The 19776-nt window shown below is 59.8% G+C and carries 18 protein-coding genes and 1 pseudogene; 13 read left to right on the forward strand and 6 right to left on the reverse strand.

Going from position 1 to position 19776, the window contains the following annotated elements; all coding sequences use genetic code 11:
• Positions 1 to 44: 44 nt before the first annotated feature.
• Positions 45 to 974, forward strand: a complete 930-nt coding sequence (locus CLM72_RS00370; protein WP_105225298.1) for a zinc ABC transporter substrate-binding protein — start codon at positions 45 to 47, stop codon at positions 972 to 974.
• Between the two features lie 107 nt (positions 975 to 1081).
• On the opposite strand, the gene CLM72_RS00375 is transcribed toward CLM72_RS00370, so the two are convergent.
• Both CLM72_RS00375 and CLM72_RS00380 read right to left on the reverse strand, forming a co-directional pair.
• Positions 1082 to 2035: a homoserine kinase gene (locus CLM72_RS00375; protein WP_105225299.1), complete on the reverse strand. Its 954-nt coding sequence runs from the start codon at positions 2033 to 2035 to the stop codon at positions 1082 to 1084.
• Positions 2036 to 2091: 56 nt separating this feature from the next.
• Positions 2092 to 2382, reverse strand: a complete 291-nt coding sequence (locus CLM72_RS00380) for a DUF2782 domain-containing protein (protein WP_016978788.1) — start codon at positions 2380 to 2382, stop codon at positions 2092 to 2094.
• A gap of 74 nt (positions 2383 to 2456) precedes the next feature.
• Here CLM72_RS00380 and polA point away from each other — a divergent pair, with 74 nt between their 5' ends.
• The gene (polA, locus tag CLM72_RS00385; RefSeq protein ID WP_105225300.1) at positions 2457 to 5252 is read left to right on the forward strand and encodes a DNA polymerase I; all 2796 of its coding nucleotides are present in this window, start codon (positions 2457 to 2459) and stop codon (positions 5250 to 5252) included.
• 271 nt (positions 5253 to 5523) lie between these two features.
• On the opposite strand, the gene yihA is transcribed toward polA, so the two are convergent.
• Positions 5524 to 6165, reverse strand: a complete 642-nt coding sequence (yihA, locus tag CLM72_RS00390) for a ribosome biogenesis GTP-binding protein YihA/YsxC (RefSeq protein ID WP_105225301.1) — start codon at positions 6163 to 6165, stop codon at positions 5524 to 5526.
• 192 nt (positions 6166 to 6357) lie between these two features.
• Here yihA and CLM72_RS29125 point away from each other — a divergent pair.
• The 6 genes and pseudogenes from CLM72_RS29125 (at position 6358) to CLM72_RS00420 (ending at position 11840) form a co-directional block, all read left to right on the forward strand.
• Positions 6358 to 6565: pseudogene (locus CLM72_RS29125) on the forward strand (cytochrome).
• A gap of 33 nt (positions 6566 to 6598) precedes the next feature.
• Positions 6599 to 7225, forward strand: coding sequence for a cytochrome c4 (locus CLM72_RS00400; protein WP_105225302.1), 627 nt, complete (start codon positions 6599 to 6601; stop codon positions 7223 to 7225).
• A 167-nt stretch (positions 7226 to 7392) separates the two neighbouring features.
• Positions 7393 to 8028, forward strand: coding sequence for a thiol:disulfide interchange protein DsbA (dsbA, locus tag CLM72_RS00405; protein WP_105225303.1), 636 nt, complete (start codon positions 7393 to 7395; stop codon positions 8026 to 8028).
• Positions 8029 to 8038: 10 nt separating this feature from the next.
• Complete coding sequence (locus CLM72_RS00410; protein ID WP_003187377.1) at positions 8039 to 8917, forward strand: endonuclease/exonuclease/phosphatase family protein; 879 nt, start codon at positions 8039 to 8041, stop codon at positions 8915 to 8917.
• Positions 8914 to 10974 carry a GGDEF domain-containing protein gene (locus CLM72_RS00415; protein WP_105225304.1) on the forward strand — a complete coding sequence of 687 codons (2061 nt, stop codon included), beginning with the start codon at positions 8914 to 8916 and terminating at the stop codon, positions 10972 to 10974. The genes CLM72_RS00410 and CLM72_RS00415 overlap by 4 nt, the downstream gene beginning before the upstream one ends.
• Positions 10975 to 11063: 89 nt before the next feature.
• Positions 11064 to 11840 (forward strand): N-acetylmuramoyl-L-alanine amidase, encoded by a 777-nt coding sequence (locus tag CLM72_RS00420; protein ID WP_105225305.1) that lies wholly within the window; start codon positions 11064 to 11066, stop codon positions 11838 to 11840.
• Between the two features lie 32 nt (positions 11841 to 11872).
• On the opposite strand, the gene CLM72_RS00425 is transcribed toward CLM72_RS00420, so the two are convergent.
• Together CLM72_RS00425 and algB are read right to left on the reverse strand one after the other, a co-directional pair.
• Positions 11873 to 13660, reverse strand: a complete 1788-nt coding sequence (locus CLM72_RS00425) for an ATP-binding protein (RefSeq protein ID WP_054897229.1) — start codon at positions 13658 to 13660, stop codon at positions 11873 to 11875.
• Between the two features lie 10 nt (positions 13661 to 13670).
• Positions 13671 to 15017 carry a sigma-54-dependent response regulator transcription factor AlgB gene (gene algB, locus CLM72_RS00430; protein WP_034129241.1) on the reverse strand — a complete coding sequence of 449 codons (1347 nt, stop codon included), beginning with the start codon at positions 15015 to 15017 and terminating at the stop codon, positions 13671 to 13673.
• A gap of 389 nt (positions 15018 to 15406) precedes the next feature.
• On the opposite strand from algB, the gene CLM72_RS00435 reads away from it, so the two are divergent.
• The 3 genes from CLM72_RS00435 to CLM72_RS00445 all read left to right on the forward strand — a co-directional run bounded on the left by CLM72_RS00435 (position 15407) and on the right by CLM72_RS00445 (position 16402).
• Complete coding sequence (locus CLM72_RS00435; protein WP_105225306.1) at positions 15407 to 15691, forward strand: hypothetical protein; 285 nt, start codon at positions 15407 to 15409, stop codon at positions 15689 to 15691.
• A gap of 76 nt (positions 15692 to 15767) precedes the next feature.
• Complete coding sequence (locus CLM72_RS00440) at positions 15768 to 15932, forward strand: DUF1328 domain-containing protein (protein WP_003187386.1); 165 nt, start codon at positions 15768 to 15770, stop codon at positions 15930 to 15932.
• 2 nt (positions 15933 to 15934) lie between these two features.
• A complete protein-coding gene (locus CLM72_RS00445) occupies positions 15935 to 16402 on the forward strand; it encodes an inhibitor of vertebrate lysozyme family protein (protein ID WP_105225307.1) in 468 nt (155 codons plus the stop codon).
• Positions 16403 to 16758: 356 nt separating this feature from the next.
• Here the strand turns inward: CLM72_RS00445 and CLM72_RS28645 are convergent, their stop codons facing one another.
• Positions 16759 to 16911 (reverse strand): hypothetical protein, encoded by a 153-nt coding sequence (locus CLM72_RS28645; RefSeq protein WP_158688674.1) that lies wholly within the window; start codon positions 16909 to 16911, stop codon positions 16759 to 16761.
• A 203-nt stretch (positions 16912 to 17114) separates the two neighbouring features.
• Here CLM72_RS28645 and gltP point away from each other — a divergent pair, with 203 nt between their 5' ends.
• Together gltP and CLM72_RS00455 are read left to right on the forward strand one after the other, a co-directional pair.
• Positions 17115 to 18446 carry a glutamate/aspartate:proton symporter GltP gene (gene gltP, locus CLM72_RS00450; RefSeq protein WP_003187390.1) on the forward strand — a complete coding sequence of 444 codons (1332 nt, stop codon included), beginning with the start codon at positions 17115 to 17117 and terminating at the stop codon, positions 18444 to 18446.
• 97 nt (positions 18447 to 18543) lie between these two features.
• Complete coding sequence (locus CLM72_RS00455) at positions 18544 to 19773, forward strand: nucleoside recognition domain-containing protein (protein WP_105225308.1); 1230 nt, start codon at positions 18544 to 18546, stop codon at positions 19771 to 19773.
• Positions 19774 to 19776: the final 3 nt, after the last annotated feature.

Genomic DNA, 19776 nt, shown 5'->3' on the forward strand with positions numbered 1-19776 from the left:
ATTTGATAGAGACGTTATTATGTTACCCGTTCCTACGCCATCGAGTGGTCATCGTGTCCCGACTTTTTCCCGTTTTTGTCGTATTTGTCACCAGTTTGTTCGTTGCGGGTGCCGCTCAGGCCGAGGTCAAGGTGCTGACGAGCATCAAGCCCTTGCAACTGATTGCCGCTGCCGTGCAGGACGGCGTGGCTGTTCCGGAGGTATTGCTGCCGCCGGGGGCGTCGCCGCACAACTTCGCTTTGCGCCCATCCGACGTACGGCGTGTGCAGTCGGTGGACCTGCTGTACTGGATCGGGCCGGACATGGAAACGTTTTTGCCGCGTGTGCTCAAAGGCCGTACGGCGCCAACGGTGGCCGTGCAGGACCTGCCAGGTATGAAACTGCGCATTTTCGGCGAAGATAGCCACTCTCATGCCGATGAAGCCGACGAACATGATCACGATCACCGCCCAGGCAGTGTGGATGCGCACCTGTGGCTGTCCACGGTCAATGCACGTGTGATCGCCATTCGGATGGCGGCCGATCTTAGCGCTGCCGACCCAGCCAATGCCGAGCGTTATCAGAGCAATGCGAAGGCCTTCGAAGAACGCCTGAACGCGCTGGATGCGCGCCTGAAGCAGCGTTTGGCGGGCGTTGATGGCAAACCTTATTTCGTGTTTCACGAAGCCTTTGACTACTTCGAAGAGGCGTACGGTTTGAAGCATGCTGGCGTGTTCAGCGTGGCCGCCGAAGTGCAGCCGGGCGCGCAGCACGTAGCGGCGATGCGCGCGCGTTTGCAGGAAGTGGGCAAGACTTGCGTGTTCAGCGAGCCGCCATTGCGACCGAGGTTGGCCGAAACCCTGGTGGCGGGGTTGCCGGTGAAGTTGGCGGAATTGGATGCGTTGGGTGGCTATACGCCGGCTACCGCGCAGGGTTATGAGCAGGTGCTGGAAAAGCTCGGCAATGATCTGGCCGGTTGCCTGGAGTCGCTCTAACAGGTAACACAAAACCCCTGTGGGAGTGGGCTTGCCCGCGATAGCGCAGTGTCAGTCGATACTGCTATTGCAGGCAAGCCAGCTCCCACATTGGCCGAGTCGGTCTTTTAAAGTGCGAACGGCAGGTGGACCGTGACCTGTTGACGCTGCGCCAAGCGGTGCTCGAACTCAGCCGGGTCATGAATCAACACATCCTGCCCTGCAAATGATTCGGCCGCGATCAGCCGGGACAGCCAGAACCGTACGCACGCCACGCGCAGCATGGTCGGCCATAGCTCGGCTTCCTTCGCGGTAAACCCCCGTAGCCCCGCGTAAGCGCCCAGCAGCGCCCGGGCACGGTGACCGTCAATCACGCCATCGGCATCCGAGCACCAGTCATTCAATGCGATGGCCACGTCGTAGAGCATCGGCCCCGAACAGGCGTTGTAGAAGTCGATCAGGCCTGTCAGGTGCGTGCCTTCAAACATCGCGTTATCGCGAAACAGATCGGCGTGCACATTCGCCCGCGGCAGGCCGAGAATGTCGGCCTTGTGGGCGTCGATCTCGGCCAGCGCATCGCGCAACAGGCGTTGCTGGGCCTCGTTGAGGTGCGAAATGAGTTGCGCGCCCTCGCAGAGCATCCAATCCAGGCCGCGGTCGGTCTTGCGTTCAAGTACCTTTTCGCCCTGGGTGGCCAAGTGCAGGTGGCCGAGCAGTTCGCCAACCTGGGTGCAATGCTGTGCATTGGCCTCCTTGATGTGCTTGCCCGCCAGGCGCGGTTGCAGCAAGGCCGGTTTGCCCTTGAGTTCGCGCAAAGCGATGCCGTCGGTGGTACGCAGGGCGTACGGCACAGGCAGGTCGGCGTCGTGGAGCACGTCGAGCAGTTCGATGAAGAACGGCATTTCTGCCACCGGGCCACGCTCAACCAGGGTCAGGACGAACTCGCCCTGCTCCAGGCTGATAAAGAAATTGGTGTTTTCGCTGCCGGCGGCAATCCCCTGGAAATCAAGCAGGCGGCCGAGCCCATAAGGGGCGAGAAAGGTTTCCAGCTCGGGCCGAGCCAGGGGGGTGAACACAGACATGGTTAAAACTGCCGTTACGGGCGCTACGGTGGGCAGCGCCGGTTAAAATTAAGAAATCATTTCCATTCGAAGATCTTCCATGACGGGATCAGCATATCCGGCTGGTCAGAGCGGATGAAGTTCGCGTCGGTGCCGTCCGCACGTACCAGAAAGTACGGTGGTGCGCCCTTCGGGGTGACCTTGATCGCGTACAGAAAGCCGTTTTGGCGGTATTCCTGGATGGTTTTGTCGCCTTCCGTGCGAATGGTAACTTCCGGATCACCTCCAGGGGCACTGTCTGCCGCCATGGCAGCCATCGGAGCGAGTGCAATCAAACCGGTCAACAGCAGGCGATTGAATGTACGCATGATAACCTTGTCCCTTTGTTTTCATTGGTCCGGCTATTCTAGCGCCTGACCCGCCGAAAAGGTTGATCCTGCTCATGAGCCAAGCGCCCCTCGTCCTGGTGGACGGTTCTTCTTATCTGTATCGCGCCTTCCACGCGCTGCCACCGCTGACCACCTCCAAAGGCCTGCCCACCGGTGCGGTCAAGGGCGTGTTGAACATGCTCAAAAGCCTGCGCAAGCAGTACCCGGACAGCCCATTTGCGGTGGTTTTCGACGCCAAGGGTGGGACTTTTCGCGATGAGATGTACGCCGAATACAAAGCCAACCGCCCGAGCATGCCTGATGACATGCGCCTGCAGATCGAGCCGCTGCATCAAAGCGTGATCGCTCTTGGCTTCCCGTTGCTGTGCGTCGAGGGCGTCGAGGCCGATGACGTGATCGGTACCCTGGCCCGCAGCAGCGCGGCCGCCAGCCGCCCGGTGGTGATCTCGACCGGTGACAAAGACATGGCGCAGCTGGTGGACGGCCACATTACCTTGGTCAACACCATGACCGGTAGCTCGATGGACATCGAGGGCGTTAAGGAGAAATTCGGCGTCGCTCCGGAGCAGATCATCGACTATCTGGCGTTGATGGGTGACTCGTCCGACAACATTCCCGGCGTTCCGGGCATTGGCCCCAAGACCGCCTCCGGCTTGCTGGTAGGGGTCAATGGCGGCCTCAAAGAGCTTTATGAGCAGCTGGATATTGTGCCGACCCTGCCTATCCGTGGGGCCAAGACCCTGCCGGCCAAGCTGGAGGAGCACAAGGAGATGGCATTCCTGTCCTATCAGTTGGCGACGATCAAGATCGATGTGCCGCTGGATATCGGGCTGGATGACTTGCACCTGATCGAACCGGATCGCGAAAAGCTGCTGGAGCTGTACACGCTGCTTGAGTTCAAGAGCTGGTACGACGAAATCCAGCGCGATGCCAAGCGTGTCGAGCTCAAGTCGGCGAGCGAGGTTGCGCCTGCCGCCGAAATGCCGGTCGAGGCTGTTATATCAGTACCGGTAGAGGCGGTTTACACCACTATTCTGGACCAGGCTACCTTCGACGTGTGGCTGAAAAAACTCCACGATGCGCCGTTGTTTGCTTTCGACACCGAAACCACCGGCATCGACGCCCAGCAGGCGCAATTGGTCGGGGTCTCGTTTGCTGTGCAGCCCCATGAAGCCGCCTACATCCCGCTGACCCATTCCTATATCGGCGCGCCGGATCAATTGGACCGCGACACCGTTCTGCTGGCCCTGAAACCGCTGCTGGAAGACCCGACCAAACTCAAGGTGGGCCAGCACGCCAAGTTCGATATGAACATCCTGGCCAACTGCGCCATTGGCGGCGACCCTGCACAGGGCATTACCGTGCGCGGCATCGCCTTCGACACCATGCTCGAATCCTACGTGCTCAATTCCACCGCGACGCGGCATGACATGGACAGCCTGGCGAAGAAATACCTGGACCACGACACGGTCAGTTTCCAGGACATCGCCGGCAAAGGTGCCAAGCAACTCACGTTCGACCAGATTGCCCTTGAGCAAGCCGGCCCTTACGCGGCCGAAGATGCCGATGTGACCTTGCGCTTGCACCAGCACCTGTACGCGCAGCTGACGGCAATCCCGAGCCTGGCCAGTGTGCTGACGGACATTGAGATCCCGCTGGTGCCGGTGCTGGCACGCATCGAGCGCCAGGGCGCACTGGTAGACAAGGATCTGCTCGGCATCCAGAGCATCGAGCTGGGTAACAAGATGGTCGAGCTGGAGCGCCAGGCGTACGAGATCGCCGGTGAAGAATTCAACCTGGGCTCGCCCAAGCAGCTCGGGGCGATCCTGTACGAGAAGCTCGGCATGCCGGTGCTGAAAAAAACCGGCAAGGGCCAGGCATCCACCGCTGAGGAAGTGTTGGCCAAACTGGCCGAAGATGATTTTCCGTTGCCCAAGGTACTGATGCAGTACCGCAGCATGAGCAAGCTCAAAAGTACCTATACCGACCGCCTGCCGGAACAGATCAACCCGCGTACCGGGCGTATTCATACGTCTTACCATCAGGCCGTCGCGGCGACCGGGCGCTTGTCCTCCAGCGATCCGAACCTGCAGAACATCCCGGTGCGCACCGCCGAGGGGCGGCGCATTCGCCAGGCGTTTGTCGCGCCCAAGGGCTACAAACTGCTGGCGGCGGACTATTCGCAGATCGAGCTGCGGATCATGGCGCATTTGTCCAAGGACGAAGGCCTGATGAACGCCTTCCGCAATGACCTGGACGTGCACACGGCCACGGCGGCCGAAGTGTTCAAGGTCGAGTTGAATGAGGTCACGTCCAACCAGCGCCGCAGCGCCAAGGCGATCAACTTTGGCCTGATTTACGGCATGGGCGCCCAGAAGCTGGGCAAGGACATCGGCGTCGATACCAAGACCGCCAAGGCTTACATCGATGTGTACTTCGCTCGCTATCCAGGGGTGCGCGAATATATGGAGCGCACCCGCGCCCAGGCGGCGGATCAGGGGTATGTCGAAACCTTCTTCGGGCGGCGCCTGTACTTGCCGGATATCAACTCCAACAAGCCCCAGGAGCGCGCGGCGGCCGAGCGCACAGCGATCAACGCGCCGATGCAGGGCACGGCGGCGGACATCATCAAGAAAGCCATGGTGCAGGTGGATAACTGGCTGACCGAGTCGGGCCTGGATGCCAAGGTCATCCTTCAGGTGCACGACGAATTGGTGCTGGAGGTGCGTCAAGACCTGGTCGCGCAGGTCAGCGAGAAGATTCGCGAGCATATGAGCGCGGCGGCTCAGTTGGACGTGCCTTTGGTGGTGGACGTAGGCGTAGGCGATAACTGGGACGAGGCGCACTGATTCCGCGGCTTTGCCATCACCGTCAGTGGTGGCGAAGCGGTTTAGATCGGAAACCGTCGTCAGTTATTTCCAATAGTTTTTTGAGCCTGTCGGAACTTAACCTGTGAACTGCCACTCAGAGTTACTGAATGGGTGGTGAAGCCCTTCAATGCTCCTATGTTGTGTTAAGTGTTGGCAGATAATTCCAGACCCCGCCCTAGCGGTCCGGAACTTGAACCCCGAACTTCCCCTCCCCAAAAGAAGTCCGGGGTTTTTTTTGCCCGCAGAAAAGTTACTCGGCGATTTCTGCGCCCTTGTCCGCCAATGCCATCCAGCCGGCCAGCACGGTGTAGGCCTCTTCAAGGCCCATGCGCTTGGGGGCGGAGAACAGCTGAATCGTGATGGTATCGCCCCAGCCCTTACGGATTTCGGACTGCACTTTGAGCAGGGTGTTCTTGGCTGCGCCGTAGGTGAGCTTGTCGGCCTTGGTCAGCAAAATGTGCATCGGCATGCCGCTGGCGAGAGCCCAGTCGAGCATCAGCAAGTCGAAGTCGGTCATTGGATGGCGGATGTCCATCATCAGGATCAAACCCTTCAAACTCTCGCGACCGCCCAGGTAAGCCTCAAGGTGACGCTGCCAGTGCAGCTTCAGCGGGATAGGTACTTTTGCATAACCGTAGCCCGGCAGGTCGACCAGACGCCGATCATCGTCTAGCTTGAAGAAATTGAGTAGTTGCGTGCGGCCCGGGGTTTTCGAGGTGCGCGCCAGGCTGGCGTGAGTCAGGGTGTTCAGTGCGCTGGATTTACCGGCGTTGGAACGGCCGGCAAAGGCGACTTCAAAGCCCTCGTCATCGGGGCATTGGTCCACTTTGGCGGCGCTGAGCATGAAGGTGGACTGTTGGCACAGGCCGAGGATGGGGTTCTTGAGTTGCATGAGATTTCCGATGTGGGCGGTGCCGAGAAAGGGTGCGGCAAGCGGTGTCGTTTCCGTTTCAGTAGCGCCAGTATATAATGCCGCAGATTTTGTGTGTGCTTTGTCCCAGCGAAGGATGAGGTTCACGGGAGCGAAAGACCTTTATTGCGCATTAGAACGCAAAACGCTCTCAAACCCTGAATAGGTCGATGTATGGACCGACGGTTGCTCGCTTCTGCTGCCCTGATTCCGCTTTACGGCGCTCAGGCTACACAGGATCAACCGAGTTTGCATGGTCAGGCTGACGCAGTGCGTGACCCAGGGTTTCAAGGCAATGCCGCCGCGTGGTTTGTGCATGGACTGCAGTACTGAGGATTACCAGGCCGTCATTGATTTGATGGTGAGTAAACCCGGTAGATAACTCTTAAACCCTTAGCCGTAGTTGGATTAGCTGATGAACAAACTGATCGTGAGTCTGCTGTTGACCTTGGGCATCACAGGCGCTGCCGCCGCTGCAGAGGGCCCCGTCAAAGGTGATGCCACTGCCGGTCAAGCGAAGGCCGCCGTGTGTGGTGCCTGCCACGGGCCGGATGGTAACAGCCCGGCGCCGAACTTCCCCAAACTGGCCGGCCAGGGTGAACGCTACCTGAGCAAGCAGATGCACGACATCAAGGACGGCAAGCGCACGGTGCTGGAAATGACCGGCCTGCTGACCAATCTCAACGATCAGGACCTGGCGGACCTTGCGGCATATTTTGCCAGCCAGAAGGGTAGCGTGGGAGCTGCCGATCCTAAATTGGTCGCCCGCGGAGAGCAGTTGTTCCGTGGCGGTAACCTGGAAAAAGGCTTGCCCGCCTGCACCGGTTGCCACTCGCCCAATGGCGCAGGCAACGCTGCCGCAGGCTTCCCGCACCTGAGCGGCCAGCATGCCACCTACATCGCCAAACAGTTGACCGACTTCCGCAAAGAAGAAGCCGGCCGGGCCAACGATGGGGACGCCATGACCATGCGCACCATCGCTCGCAAGCTGAGCGACGAAGACATCGCAGCCCTCTCCAGTTATATCCAGGGCCTGCACTGACGGGGCTGGGCGTTAACGCTCGATTAATCCCGCGATGCAAGCATAAAAAGGGTGGCTCAGGCCGCCCTTTTTTGTGGCCGCTGCCGTTACACTAACGAACTCATGTCCGCGTAGACCTGTCACAACAAAGGTCGCGTGAGGCGACTTTATTTGTCCAGGAGTAAAGCATGCGTAATCTGATCCTCAGCGCCGCTCTCGTCACTGCCAGCCTCTTCGGCATGACCGCTCAAGCTGCCGATGTGCCGCTTGAAGCCGGTAAAACCTATGTTGAACTGGCTAACCCGGTTCCGGTTGCGGTACCCGGCAAGATCGAGGTGGTGGAGCTGTTCTGGTACGGCTGCCCGCATTGCTACGCCTTCGAGCCGACTATCAACCCATGGGCTGAAAAGCTGCCCAAGGACGTTAACTTCCGTCGCATTCCTGCCATGTTCGGTGGCCCATGGGACGCCCACGGCCAACTGTTCCTGACCCTGGAAGCCATGGGTGTTGAGCACAAGGTCCACAATGCCGTCTTCGAAGCGATCCAGAAACAAGGCAAGCGCCTGACCAAGCCGGACGAAATGGCTGAATTCGTTGCTACTCAAGGTGTCGACAAGGACAAGTTCCTGGCGACCTTTAACTCCTTCGCTATCCAGGGCCAGATCAAACAGGCCAAGGAACTCGCGCAGAAGTACGGCGTGCAAGGCGTTCCAACTCTGATCGTCAACGGCAAATACCGTTTCGACCTGGGCAGCACCGGTGGTCCTGAAGCGACCCTGAACGTTGCTGACCAACTGATTGCCAAAGAACGCGCTGCCAAGTAAGGGGCTCGCCATGCGCCGCTGGGGTACCGAGCGTGTCGTTGGCCTGCATGAACCGCAGGTCAACGAGCATCACCTGGAGTCCACGGGCCTGCCGGCAGACAGCCGCTTGCGCCTGCTCAGCTTCAATATCCAGGTGGGCAACAGTACCGAGAAGTATCGGCACTACCTCACGCGTGGCTGGCAGCATCTGCTGCCCCACAAGGGGCGTACCGGTAACCTGCAGAAAATCGGCGACCTGCTAAGTGACTTCGACTTGGTCGCCCTGCAGGAAGCCGACGGCGGCAGCCTGCGCTCCGGCTATATCAACCAGGTGGAACACCTGGCTCAGTTGGGGGCTTTTCCATACTGGTATCAGCAACTCAACCGTAATCTAGGGCGCCTGGCACAGCACAGCAACGGCGTGCTCAGCCGTCTCAAACCCACTGCAATTGAAGATCACCCCCTGCCAGGCCCCAAAGGGCGCGGGGCGATCCTTGTGCGTTTTGGCGAAGGCCCGGAAGCCTTGGTGGTGGTGATGATGCATCTGGCCCTCGGGGGGCGTACGCGCAACCTGCAACTGGCCTACGTGCGTGAATTGATTGGCAACTATAAGCATCAGGTGCTCATGGGTGACATGAACACCCATGCCAACGACCTGCTGCAGAATTCTCCGCTGCGCGACCTGGGGTTATTGGCGCCGCAAGTCGAAGCCACGTTTCCCAGCTGGCGCCCGCAGCGCTGTCTTGACCATATCCTGCTCAGCCCAAGCCTCACACTGGAAAGTGTGCAGGTGCTAGCGCAGCCCATTTCCGATCACCTGCCGGTCGCGGTAGAGATTCGTCTGCCGGGTTCGCTCACGGCTGATGCATTACCCGCGTTGAGCCCAGGCCCTCGCGGACCCCTTGCATGAGCGACGACGCCCAGCGCTGGAAAGAGAAATACCTCCAGAGCATCGAGCAACAAGACAAACTCGAACGCCGCTGGGCTGCCCGCCTCGATTTGCTGCGCCGCGGGCTGGTGCGCAGCACGCTGGCCGCCGAAGGCACCGACCGCGCCGTCGATCAATGCATGAAGGAAATGCGCGATGTCGTGCGCACGGACGACATGGATGCTGCCCTCGCCGCTTTACTGCCGCGCCTGGAAAAGGCCGTGCTGGATTCGGAGCAGCGCCGCGAAACCCGTGTCGACCAGATCAGCACCGCGCTCACCGCCTTGGTCACCCAGTTGCAAAAGCTGCCGTTGCCCCGCGAGGTGGCTCGCCCGCTGAAAACCTTCGCCAAGCAACTCGATGGTCGCGTGGCACAAGCGCGGGAGATACCCCTGCTACTCAGTGAGCTGAGCAGCCTGCAGGGGCAGGCGCTGAATAATCTGGAGCCTGAAGGCGATACCGCACGCCCAGGCCCGGGCCTGTTGCAACGCCTGTTCGGTAGTAAGGAGGCCGCCAGTGAAGCACTCCCGGTTGACGCTGAGCCACTGCCGGCAATGCAATTGGCAGCGCCAAAGCCTGCAGCGCCCAAACCCGCACCCGAATCGGAAGAACCTGCGCAATCGGAAGAGCTGACCCAAGCCTTGCGTGCCTTTGCACCGCTGTCACCCACGCCCGTGGCCTTGAAGCCTGCGCCTGTTGCAGCGGCCGAAGGGCAAGAGGTCGCCAGCGAAACGCCGATATTCGACGCTCCAGAGCTGCCGTCGATTGGGGCGCCTGCGCAATTATCTGAACTCGACGTGCAGACGCCACCGGTTGCGGAGCCTGCTCACGAAAGCGCACTCGCCGCCTTTATCGAACCGCCGCCGGTTCCAGTCGAAACACCGGATGAGACCACCATCGGCAGCCTGTCGCTGCCCCCTGTGCTGGAAAGCCCCGAGCCCGACGAACTGCAACCGGACGGCACCTACGCCCTGCCCGATTCTCCTGAACCGTCCTACAGTTCGGTGGCCAAGCACATTGAAGGCACTTTGCTTGGCCTGCTGGAAGATCTTTCCCTGCCCGAACGTCACCAGCCCCAGGCCGAGGCGATGCGTGAGCGTCTCGCCCATGGTTTGAATTGGTACGAACTGCTGCCGATCCTCGATGACCTGGCCGTGCTGATGCTGGCGGTCACCGACAGTGGTCAGCATGAGTTCGAGGCTTATCTCAAGCAGCTCAACGAGCGTCTCGAGGCATTCCAGGGTCATCTGCAGGTCGCCAGCGAGGGCCACGCCGACAGCAGCCTGGCCGCACGGGAGCTGGACACACAGATTCGCGAGCAGGTCGACGGCCTGCAAAGCAGCGTGCAGGACGCCGCCGACCTGGACGGCCTCAAGCAGGTGCTCGAAAGCCATCTTGAGGGCTTGCTCGGCACCATGGATGAACACCAGCAACAGCGTGACCTGCGCGAACAGGAAGTGGCCGCACGCCTCAAAGGCCTGGCTGAACGCGTGGCCCATATGGAACAGGAAGCCCAGGGCTACCGCGAGCACCTGGAGGTACAGCGCCAGAAGGCCTTGATCGATCCGCTCACCGGGCTGCCCAACCGTGCGTCGTGGAGCGAACGCCTCGATTATGAGGTCAACGCCTGGCATCAGCGGGGTAACAGCCTGTCGCTGGCCATGCTCGACCTGGACCACTTCAAGCGCATCAACGACGGCTACGGTCACCTGGCAGGGGACAAAGTCTTGAAGATCATCGCCAATGTGCTGAGCAAGCGCCTGCGGCCGACGGACTTCATCGCGCGTTTTGGGGGTGAAGAGTTTGTGCTGCTCATGCCCGACTCAGCTTTGGCGGATGCCCTGGCCGTAGGTGAAGTATTGCGTGAGGCCATTGCAGCGTGCCCGTTCCACTTCAAGGGCGAGCCGGTAACGATCACGGTGTCCATGGGCGTGGCGCAGTTTCAGGCCGGCGAGCGCAGTGACCTGGCGCTCAAGCGTGCCGACGAGGCACTCTACAGGGCAAAGGCTGCGGGGCGTAATCAGGTGCAGGCGGCATAAAAGATGTTCCATTTTGTGATTTGACCGCCTAGCCATGAACCTTACGTTACACTGTTGCATTATCGTCTTTCAGTGTAATGCCTCTCGCCATGAAATCCTTGTATATCGCTTTAGCGTTTCTTCTGCTCGCCGGCTGCGCCAGTGGCCCGCGCCTGAACACCAGCCATCCTTCGGTTAACCACGACAACCGCGTGCAGTTCGTTGTGGTGCATTACACCTCGACCAACCTTGAACGTTCCCTGGCGCTGTTGACCCATGGCCAGGTCAGCAGCCATTACCTGATCGGCGACGACGCCTCCGGCACCATCTACAAGCTGGTAGATGAAAGCCAGCGCGCCTGGCACGCCGGGGAAAGCGAGTGGATGGGGCGCACCTGGCTCAACTCCAGCTCCATCGGCATCGAGATCGTCAACCCAGGGTTCAGTGATACGCCGACTGGGCGTGTGTGGTACCCGTATTCCGAAGCGCAGGTGCAGTCGCTGATCGTGCTGCTCAAGGACATCAGCAAGCGCAATGGCATCGACCCCAAGAACATCATCGGGCACAGCGACATCGCCCCACTGCGCAAGCTGGACCCAGGCCCGTTGTTCCCCTGGAAACGCTTGGCGGCAGAAGGTCTGGCCGTGTGGCCGGATGCCCAGGCAGTGGCCCGGTTCCAGGGGCAGTACGCCGCGCAGTTGCCGAGCATTACCTGGTTCCAGGAAGAGCTGGCGCGCCTGGGCTACCAGACGCCGCAGACCGGTGAGCTGGATGTGGCCACCCGGCACGTCATCGCTGCGTTCCAGATGCGCTTTCGCCCGTCATTGTTTGACGGCACCCCAGATGCTGAAAGCGCCGCGATCCTGAGTACCTTGAATCACCGCTGATGGTGTACAGGTAGGAGCGAGCAAGCTCGCTCCTACAGGGGCAATGCCATATAGAACTGCGTACCCTGCCCTGGCCGTGAGTACACACCCATGCGGCCGCCGTGCAATTGCACGATTTCCTTGCACAGTGCCAACCCCAGGCCCGCACCGCCTTTCTTGCGGCCCACCTGTACAAAGGGTTCGAAGATCCGCCCTTGCTGGCCGTAGGCAATGCCTTCGCCGTTATCCTCGACGCTGATAATCACCCGCTCGCCATGCCGTCGTGCCTGCAGACGAATCTGCCCGCCTTCGGCGGTGTGGCGCAGGGCATTGCCCAGCAGGTTGTCGAGCACCCGCTCCAGTTGCACTTGGTCGGCATACAGCCGTGGCAACTCAGGTTGAGCTTCTACCAGCAACTCAATGTGCTGGGCGTTCGCAGGCTCAGCAAACCGAGCCCGTGCGTGCTCCAGCAAGTCGGTGACATCGCACGTGCCCAGGGTGAGTTTTTGCAGGCCGTTCTGGTAGCGCGAGAAGTTGAGCAGGTCGTTGATCAACTGCATCAGGCGCTGCATTTCTTCATTCACCGTATCCAGCAGGTCCGCCTCGCGGGAGTCCGGTGGGAACTTGGCCCGCTCACGGAACAAGCCGAAGGCCATGTGCATGCCGGTAACCGGCGTGCGCAGCTCATGGGAGGCGCGCAACACGAACTCGCTGCGCACCCGTTCGAAGGCGCGCTGTTCAGTCACATCATGCAGCACCATCACGGCCCCGAGAATGTGCCCCTGTGTATGGCTGACCGGGGTCAGGCTGTAGGTCAGCAGGCGCAACTCACCCTCGACTTCCACCTCCAGATCGTCCGGGGCCCGCTCCAGGTTGCCGCCGCGCAGCACCAGTTGCAGCTGTTCATCCATTTCCGCACGACCCATGGCTTCACCAAGGCCTTGACCCAGCCGCTCCTCATCCCAACCCAATTGGCGCTGCGCTACAGGGTTGAGGTGCTCCAGGCAGCCTTGGCGATCAATCATCAACAGGCCGTCATCGATACTGTCGAGCACCGCTTGCAGGCGCTGTTGGCCGGCCAGCAGCTCATCGATGTTAGTGGCCTGATGTTGGCGCAACGCTTCGGCCATGATGCCGAAACGTCGGGTCAACAGGTTCATTTCCGCTGCGGAGGAGATCGGCAGCGTGACTTCAAAGTCGCCCTGTCCGATCTTGTCGGCGGCCTTGGCCAGGGCCTCGATGGGACCACCGAAACGCCGGGCGATGCCATGGGCCGTGACGAAACCGATGATCAGCACCGCGAGCCCTACCAGCCCGAGCAGGCCCGCTATCAACAGGGCGCGCTCACGGGATTTATGCTCACTGGTACTGATATTTTCCAGGGCCCGCTTGTGGTCGGCGATCAAGCCGTTGCGCAGTATGTTGAAGGTCTCGGTGAGTTTTTCCTTGCTGCCCGCAGGCGGTGATGTCTGCTGGGATTGGTCAAACGCCTTGAGCAGATTCTGGTAGTCCGAGCGTGCCTGGCTGAAACCATGGTTTTTGCCGTCGACCTGCTCATGGGCGATGCCCTGGTCCAACAGATCGAAATAATGCTGCTTGGAGGCTTGCAGGGCGTCTGGGTCGGGACGCTTCTCCAGCATCATGATCAACTGGTCGCCCAGGCTCTGACGCAATTTGAGCCCCAGGTCCAGGGTGATGAAATTACTGCGGATCAGCGATTCCTGGGTCTTGGCCATTTGCATGACGCTGACCAAGCCCAGGACCAACCCCAGCAAAGCCACGGTAATCAAGGCTGAGATGCTCAGGAATAACCGGGTGCGCAGTTTCATCGCGAGCTTCATAAGGTCCTGTTCAAAGGTTGTACTGCTTGCGTTTGCGGTACAGCGTCGACGCATCGATGCCGAGTGTGCGGGCCGCTTGGTCCAGTGTGTCGCTGGTCGCAAGTACGGCGCCGATATGGGCTTTCTCCAGCTCGTCAAGGCTCAAAGCCGACCCGATACGCGGTGCATTGTTGGCCGGTTGCTCAGCCATCCCCAGGTGGCTGATCTCAACCTTCTCCTGGGGGCAGATGATGCTGGCGCGTTCCACTACGTTGCGCAGTTCACGAATATTGCCGGGCCAGCGGTAGTTCAGTAGCGCTTCGCGGGCATTATCGCTGAAGCCGCGCGCCGGGCGTGCGTATTCCTTGACGAAGCGGGCAAGGAAGCGGTCAGCCAGGGTCAGGATGTCTTCACTGCGTTCGCGCAGCGGGGGCAAGTGCAAGGTGATGACATTCAGACGGTAGAGCAAGTCTTCACGGAAACGGCCATCGCGCACCATGTCTTCCAGGTTCAGGTTGGTGGCTGCGAGGATGCGCACGTCAGCGCGGCGGGTGACCGGGTCGCCCACGCGCTCATACTCTTTGTCTTGGATAAACCGCAGCAACTTGGGTTGCAACGTGAGGGGGAAATCGCCGATCTCGTCGAGAAACAGCGTACCGCCGTCCGCCTGGTTCACTCGGCCCAGGGTGCTTTCACTGGCGCCGGTGAATGCGCCGCGGCTATGGCCGAACAGTTCGCTTTCCATCAGTTCGGCGGTCAGTGACGGGCAGTTGATGGTGACGCAGGACTTCTTCGAGCGCTTGCTCCAGCCGTGTATCGCCCGGGCCAACTCACCTTTACCGGTGCCGGACTCGCCGAGAATCAAGATATTGGCGTCCGTCCCGGCCACCTGCCGCGCGGTTTCCAGCACCACCATCATTGCCGGGCTATGGGAGTCCAGGCCGTCTTTGGGCTGGCGCACCTCGCCTTCCAGCGCTTCCAGCCGCGCAGAGAGCTGACGCACTTCCAGCTGTTTGGCCGTGGCCAGGCGCAGTTGGTCGGGGCTGCAAGGCTTGACCAGGTAGTCGGCGGCGCCAGCCTGGATGGCGTCCACGGCGGTATCCACGGCCGAATGGGCGGTCACAATCACCACGCGCATCCACGGAGCCTGCACGCGCATCTGGGCCAGCACGTCCAGGCCATTGTCCTCGCCCAGGCGCAGGTCGAGGAAGCACAGGTCGAACACCTGACGCTGCATCAGGGCATCGGCCTGGGCGGCGCTGTTCGCGGTGGCGACGGTGTAGCCCTCATCTTCCAGGCAATAGCGGAAGGTGCGCAGGATCGCGGATTCGTCATCCACTAAAAGAATGCGGCCTTGAAGTTCCTTGGCTGAATCCATCTGTCCCGCACTCCTTAACTATAAATGTGATGGTGTTTAGTCCCGGAATAATCGGGCAAGTTGCATGGTTTATTCTGATTCATAAAAGGCTTCTTCGTGCAGCTATCTGCGCGCCTTCCTACAGACGACGTCTGAGGGCATTTTCCCTTCCTTTCACCCTTCGATCCTTCGATGTATGCGCTGGGTGTCTGGTTCCGACCCCCGACCATCGTGCATTTCGCACGGCCTGCAAGGAGGCATCGTGCAGGATGCTAGGCGACGAATCTATCGAGCAAGTGTAAATGCTTGATTTTATTGTGTTTTATTTTGCAATAAAGCTGGCATGCACTCTGCAATATCTCCCCCAAGAGCGTCATGAACGAATAATCAGAATGCGGGAGTAATGCAGCATGACTCGCCAAAGCCTCAGCCATTTGCGTGTATCGCCGCTGCGCTTGCAGCAGGGCCTGTTCGCCAGCCTGGCCTTGATGGTCACGTTAATTGCCGGCCAGCAGTTGCAGCATTGGCAGGAGCGTGCGCAGCCAGCCTCGCAATTTGAGCGTCCCGTCATGACTCAGACCCATTTCCGTTCCATTGGCAGCGCCAGCGTCGATGTGACTGCCCCGCAATTGAGCCTGGTAGACCAGGGTTCCACTCTGGACGAACTGCCGGCCCATGACCGTTGGGTGTTCTAGGCAAAAACGTCGCTCGTGTTGAGCGGCTGCACGGCATCACCGCTGTTACCCCTATAGAAGCATAAGGAGAATCACCATGTTGAGTTGGGCAATCACATTTCTGATCATCGCCATTGTGGCTGCAGTCCTGGGCTTCGGTGGTATCGCTGGCACCGCCACCGGCATCGCCAAGATCCTGTTTGTGGTCTTCCTGGTGATGTTTATCGCTTCGTTCTTCTTTGGTCGCAAAGGCCGAGGTTGAATATGGTCACCCTGCCTTTTAAAACCCTTGCTGCCGCCCTGCTGTTGGGCGGCAGCGGCCTGGCCATGGCCGCCAACGACGGCCAATCCCGGGCTAACGAATTGCTCAGCGCAGATCCGCAGTACCGTGAAACCTGGCAAGACGTGGTGAAGAAAGAGGAACGCCTGCCTGAATGGGTGATGAACCTGTCGGGCACGGCTGAGCAAATGAATGCCGTTGAGGAAGATGGCGACAAGTACTTGGTCGGGCCGCTCTGCGAAACCGCAGACACATGCCTGAACAAGCGCCTGATCGTCGCCTTCAGCCTCGACAAGGAAGATGCCTACGCCATGTTGGTGGAAGTCCCGGCGGGTTTGCCAGCGGACAAGTCCCCGACACGGCACGCCGATTACCGTTTCCTCGGTAAGCCGGACGAGGGTATGCAAAAGCTGCTGATGGAACAGCTCAAGAAAGATCCGAATTGGTACTAGGTTCCTTCTGACGGAGCCGGCGTCCATAGAAGGAAGCCCTTGTGCTTCTTTCTGTTCGCATCGCTCCTTGAGTGATGCATGACCAGGGGGCCGGGTTGCTCTGATCGATCAGGATCGGCGTGACCTACGGGTACAGGGAGTACCTGCGCAAGGGCCGGGTCAGGCGAAAAGCTGCGACGCAAGTTCACAAGACCTCAAGCTTGCTGAACTTGCGGCGGGCTTACGACTCTCATTCCCGCGTTTCATGCCGCCTATAGCCGCAGTTTTGTTTTTTGCGTCTGGCCAACCATTACTGGGTATGTCGGCGTGACCATCTATCGAGAATTTTTCAATCGCGCTATAGGATCTTTCCGGCCCTAGGTGATGGATTTCTCAGACATTTTTGCCAGCCAATCGAAGTCGTCCAGTATCTCTGCGCGAGCCTGATTTGGCTGCTTAACGGCATATTCACCCGCTCGAATGGCGGATACGAACTGACCGTTTGGACGAATATTTTCAAAAAAAGCCATGCCGATTCGGCATAGGGTAGGCGTTTACGGCATTAGACGTCGCTCCCTTGCATGGGAATAGTTGCGCCTTTTTTCGCCTGCCAGTAAGCCATTTCGGCCACGCTGCGGTGACCTTCCATGGAGGCAGATGCACACACTTTTTCGCTTTCGAGCGTTGCAGCTGGCGCATTTGCCGTAAGTCCACTTGAAGCAAGGGTAATGACATGAAGAAGGCAAAGCTAAGCCTCGCCTGGCAGATCCTCATCGGTTTGGTACTGGGCATTGCAATCGGTGCCGTGCTCAACCATTTCAGTGCTGAAAAGGCCTGGTGGATCAGCAATGTGTTGCAGCCGGCGGGCGATATCTTTATCCGCCTGATCAAGATGATCGTGATCCCTATTGTGATTTCTTCGCTGATCGTCGGCATTGCCGGTGTGGGCGACGCGAAAAAGCTCGGTCGTATCGGCGTCAAAACCATCCTCTACTTCGAAATCGTCACCACCATCGCCATCGTGGTGGGCCTGTTGCTCGCCAACCTGTTCCACCCAGGCGCTGGCATCGACATGAGTACCCTGGGTACCGTCGATATCTCCAAGTACCAGGCAACTGCCGCCGAAGTGCAGCATGAACACGCGTTCATCGAGACCATCCTCAACCTGATCCCCTCGAACATCTTCGCCGCAGTCGCCCGAGGCGAGATGCTGCCGATCATCTTCTTCTCGGTGTTGTTCGGCCTGGGCCTGTCGAGCCTCAAGCCTGAACTGCGCGAACCGCTGGTGACCATGTTCCAGGGCGTGTCCGAGAGCATGTTCAAAGTCACTCACATGATCATGAAGTACGCCCCTATCGGTGTATTTGCACTGATCGCGGTGACGGTCGCCAACTTCGGCTTCGCCTCGCTGCTGCCGCTGGCCAAGCTGGTGATCCTGGTTTACGTCGCGATCCTGTTCTTCGCCTTCGCGGTCCTGGGTTTGATCGCACGCCTGTTTGGCTTCTCGATCCTCAAGCTGATCCGCATCTTCAAAGATGAGTTGGTATTGGCTTACTCCACCGCCAGCTCCGAAACCGTGCTGCCGCGTGTGATCGAAAAGATGGAAGCCTACGGCGCGCCGAAAGCGATCTGCAGCTTCGTGGTGCCGACCGGCTATTCGTTCAACCTCGACGGTTCGACTCTGTACCAGAGCATCGCGGCTATCTTCATTGCCCAGTTGTATGGCATCGACCTGTCGATCGGCCAGCAACTGATGCTGGTACTGACCCTGATGGTGACCTCCAAAGGTATCGCCGGCGTGCCGGGCGTGTCCTTCGTGGTGTTGTTGGCGACGCTGGGCAGCGTGGGCATCCCACTGGAAGGCTTGGCGTTTATCGCCGGTGTCGACCGTGTGATGGACATGGCGCGTACCGCCCTGAACGTGATCGGCAATGCCTTGGCCGTACTGGTTATCTCCCGTTGGGAAGGCATGTACGACGACGCCAAGGGCGAGCGCTACTGGAATTCCCTGCCGCACTGGCGCAGCAAGGAAGCCCTGCCTACGGCACAAGCCACCCGTAGCTGATTGCAGATTGATCGAAAACAAACCCCGGAAAATTCCGGGGTTTGTCGTTTCTGCCAGCCCCGTTATCATTCGCCCCATCTTTCGGGGGACTTATCTGATGCTCAATGGCCTGTGGCTTGGCTTCTTTGTCGTGGCAATGGTGTCAGCACTGGCGCAATGGCTGGTGGGCGGTAACGCCGGGATCTTCGCGGCGATGGTCGAAAGCATTTTCGCCATGGCCAAATTGTCGGTGGAGGTCATGGTGCTGCTGTTCGGTACCCTGACGTTATGGCTGGGCTTTCTGCGGATTGCCGAAAAAGCCGGGATCGTCGATTGGCTGGCCAAGGCCCTCGGCCCGCTGTTTCGCCGCCTGATGCCGGAAGTGCCCGCCGGGCACCCCGCGATCGGTTTGATCACCCTCAACTTTGCCGCCAACGGCCTGGGCCTGGATAACGCTGCTACGCCCATCGGCCTGAAAGCCATGAAGGCGCTGCAAGAACTCAACCCCATCCCCAATACGGCGACCAACGCTCAGATCCTGTTCCTGGTGCTCAACGCGTCCTCGCTGACGCTGTTGCCGGTGACCATTTTCATGTACCGCGCCCAGCAAGGCGCCGCGGACCCGACGCTGGTGTTCCTGCCGATCCTGCTGGCCACCAGCGCCTCAACCCTGGTGGGCCTGCTGTCGGTGGCGGTGATGCAGCGTCTGCGGCTGTGGGACCCTGTGGTGCTGGCCTATCTGATCCCCGGCGCGTTGATACTGGGTGGCTTCATGGCGCTGCTGGCGACCCTGTCTGCCACAGCGCTGGCCGGTTTGTCGTCGATCCTGGGCAACCTCACGCTGTTTGGCCTGATCATGCTGTTCCTGGTGATCGGTGCGTTGCGCAAGGTCAAGGTGTACGAGGCCTTTGTCGAAGGTGCCAAGGAAGGCTTCGACGTGGCCAAGAACCTACTGCCCTATCTGGTGGCGATGCTGTGTGCGGTTGGCGTGTTGCGTGCCTCGGGCGCCTTGGAGTTCGGCCTGGAAGGGATTCGCCATGTGGTGGCCTGGACTGGCCTGGATACGCGCTTTGTCGACGCTCTGCCGACCGCGATGGTCAAGCCGTTCTCCGGCAGTGCGGCACGGGCGATGCTGATCGAGACCATGCAGACCCAGGGTGTGGACAGCTTTGCGGCGTTGGTGGCGGCGACGATACAGGGCAGTACTGAAACCACGTTTTATGTGCTGGCTGTGTACTTCGGCTCGGTAGGCATCCAGCGGGCGCGGCATGCGGTGGGATGTGCGTTGTTCGCGGAGTTTGCTGGTGTGGTCGCGGCTATTTCGGTGTGCTACTGGTTTTTTGGTTAAGGC

This window comes from Pseudomonas sp. MYb193 (genome assembly GCF_002966775.1).
Classification (GTDB): domain Bacteria; phylum Pseudomonadota; class Gammaproteobacteria; order Pseudomonadales; family Pseudomonadaceae; genus Aquipseudomonas; species Aquipseudomonas paracarnis.

Coding starts and splice junctions, on each gene's coding strand:
- algB (WP_034129241.1), bottom strand. CDS start 15,017: ATGGATTCAGCCAAGGAACTTCAAGGCCGCATTCTTTTAGTGGATGAC.
- CLM72_RS00380 (WP_016978788.1), bottom strand. CDS start 2,382: ATGCGTACATTCAATCGCCTGCTGTTGACCGGTTTGATTGCACTCGCT.
- CLM72_RS00420 (WP_105225305.1), top strand. CDS start 11,064: ATGAAATCCTTGTATATCGCTTTAGCGTTTCTTCTGCTCGCCGGCTGC.
- dsbA (WP_105225303.1), top strand. CDS start 7,393: ATGCGTAATCTGATCCTCAGCGCCGCTCTCGTCACTGCCAGCCTCTTC.
- polA (WP_105225300.1), top strand. CDS start 2,457: ATGAGCCAAGCGCCCCTCGTCCTGGTGGACGGTTCTTCTTATCTGTAT.
- gltP (WP_003187390.1), top strand. CDS start 17,115: ATGAAGAAGGCAAAGCTAAGCCTCGCCTGGCAGATCCTCATCGGTTTG.
- CLM72_RS00415 (WP_105225304.1), top strand. CDS start 8,914: ATGAGCGACGACGCCCAGCGCTGGAAAGAGAAATACCTCCAGAGCATC.
- CLM72_RS00410 (WP_003187377.1), top strand. CDS start 8,039: ATGCGCCGCTGGGGTACCGAGCGTGTCGTTGGCCTGCATGAACCGCAG.
- CLM72_RS00445 (WP_105225307.1), top strand. CDS start 15,935: ATGGTCACCCTGCCTTTTAAAACCCTTGCTGCCGCCCTGCTGTTGGGC.
- CLM72_RS00425 (WP_054897229.1), bottom strand. CDS start 13,660: ATGAAGCTCGCGATGAAACTGCGCACCCGGTTATTCCTGAGCATCTCA.
- CLM72_RS00440 (WP_003187386.1), top strand. CDS start 15,768: ATGTTGAGTTGGGCAATCACATTTCTGATCATCGCCATTGTGGCTGCA.
- CLM72_RS00455 (WP_105225308.1), top strand. CDS start 18,544: ATGCTCAATGGCCTGTGGCTTGGCTTCTTTGTCGTGGCAATGGTGTCA.
- CLM72_RS28645 (WP_158688674.1), bottom strand. CDS start 16,911: ATGGCTTTTTTTGAAAATATTCGTCCAAACGGTCAGTTCGTATCCGCC.
- CLM72_RS00435 (WP_105225306.1), top strand. CDS start 15,407: ATGACTCGCCAAAGCCTCAGCCATTTGCGTGTATCGCCGCTGCGCTTG.
- yihA (WP_105225301.1), bottom strand. CDS start 6,165: ATGCAACTCAAGAACCCCATCCTCGGCCTGTGCCAACAGTCCACCTTC.
- CLM72_RS00400 (WP_105225302.1), top strand. CDS start 6,599: ATGAACAAACTGATCGTGAGTCTGCTGTTGACCTTGGGCATCACAGGC.
- CLM72_RS00375 (WP_105225299.1), bottom strand. CDS start 2,035: ATGTCTGTGTTCACCCCCCTGGCTCGGCCCGAGCTGGAAACCTTTCTC.